This is a genomic window from Acinetobacter sp. YH12045 (assembly GCF_013419925.1).
Classification (GTDB): domain Bacteria; phylum Pseudomonadota; class Gammaproteobacteria; order Pseudomonadales; family Moraxellaceae; genus Acinetobacter; species Acinetobacter amyesii.
On the sequence record NZ_VOZE01000037.1, the window covers coordinates 1 to 1659 of the forward strand.

A 1659-nucleotide genomic window follows, 5' to 3' on the forward strand; every position below is an offset into this window, starting at 1 on the left:
GCCAGGCCTCAGCATTTTATTATGGTGATCCCCTGGGCGAAATGCGCCTGGTAAGCAGAGTTTTTGAAATGTAAGGCCTTTGAATAAGACAAAAGGCTGCCTCATCGCTAACTTTGCAACAGTGCCATTTTAAGCGTTATGCTAAGCCCAGGAAGCCGCAGGATCTTTTGAACCACAACTGCATTAACGTCCGCTATTCTGATACGAGTGGATTGTACGCCTGGGAATTCGAGAAAGATGCTCAGAAATTCAGTCTGAAAGTCAAAGGGCAATATATTGCGAACAGCACGATTCATCAGCTCGATGCAGCATTAGACGGGCTGGGGATTGCCTATATTCCCGAGTATGTTGCAGATGGATATATCAAAAGCGGCAAGCTGATTGCTGTTCTGACCGAGTGGTGTCCATATTTTGACGGCTACCATATTTATTATCCTCACCGCCGACAGGATTCTCCTGCGTTTATGGCTTTTCTGCAAGTTTTGCGTGACAGGTACAATAATGGAATAAGATAAATTTATGAGTAAAGGATTATGTCCACGATAAGCACCTGGGTCGATTCCTGGGAGGCGGCCATGAGGGTAGGGAAGCGCCGTCCCGTCAAGTCAGCGTAATGCTCTGCCAGTGTTACAACCAATTAACCAATTCTGATTAGAAAAACTCATCGAGCATCAAATGAAACTGCAATTTATTCATATCAGGATTATCAATACCATATTTTTGAAAAAGCCGTTTCTGTAATGAAGGAGAAAACTCACCGAGGCAGTTCCATAGGATGGCAAGATCCTGGTATCGGTCTGCGATTCCGACTCGTCCAACATCAATACAACCTATTAATTTCCCCTCGTCAAAAATAAGGTTATCAAGTGAGAAATCACCATGAGTGACGACTGAATCCGGTGAGAATGGCAAAAGCTTATGCATTTCTTTCCAGACTTGTTCAACAGGCCAGCCATTACGCTCGTCATCAAAATCACTCGCATCAACCAAACCGTTATTCATTCGTGATTGCGCCTGAGCGAGACGAAATGCGCGATCGCTGTTAAAAGGACAATTACAAACAGGAATCGAATGCAACCGGCGCAGGAACGCTGCCAGCGCATCAACAATATTTTCACCTGAATCAGGATATTCTTCTAATACCTGGAATGCTGTTTTCCCGGGGATCGCAGTGGTGAGTAACCATGCATCATCAGGAGTACGGATAAAATGCTTGATGGTCGGAAGAGGCATAAATGCCGTCAGCCAGTTTAGTCTGACCATCTCATCTGTAACATCATTGGCAACGCTACCTTTGCCATGTTTCAGAAACAACTCTGGCGCATCGGGCTTCCCATACAATCGATAGATTGTCGCACCTGATTGCCCGACATTATCGCGAGCCCATCTATACCCATATAAATCAGCATCCAGGTTGGAATTTAATCGCGGCCTCGAGCAAGACGTTTCCCGTTGAATATGGCTCATAACACCCCTTGTATTACTGTTTATGTAAGCAGACAGTTTTATTGTTCATGATGATATATTTTTATCGGCACTGTTGCAAATAGTCGGTGGTGATAAACTTATCATCCCCTTTTGCTGATGGAGCTGCACATGAACCCATTCAAAGGCCGGCATTTTCAGCGTGACATCATTCTGTGGGCCGTACGCTGGTAC

Annotated in this window: 2 protein-coding genes; one reads left to right on the top strand and one right to left on the bottom strand. The window is 45.0% G+C overall.

Translation table 11 applies throughout. The features are described 5' to 3' along the window. Positions 1 to 113: 113 nt before the first annotated feature. Positions 114 to 515 (top strand): LysR substrate-binding domain-containing protein, encoded by a 402-nt coding sequence (locus FTU02_RS16225; RefSeq protein ID WP_001183556.1) that lies wholly within the window; start codon positions 114 to 116, stop codon positions 513 to 515. Positions 516 to 651: 136 nt separating this feature from the next. Here the strand turns inward: FTU02_RS16225 and FTU02_RS16230 are convergent, their stop codons facing one another. Beyond that, positions 652 to 1467 carry an APH(3')-I family aminoglycoside O-phosphotransferase gene (locus tag FTU02_RS16230; protein ID WP_000018323.1) on the bottom strand — a complete coding sequence of 272 codons (816 nt, stop codon included), beginning with the start codon at positions 1465 to 1467 and terminating at the stop codon, positions 652 to 654. Between the last annotated feature and the right edge of the window lie 192 nt (positions 1468 to 1659).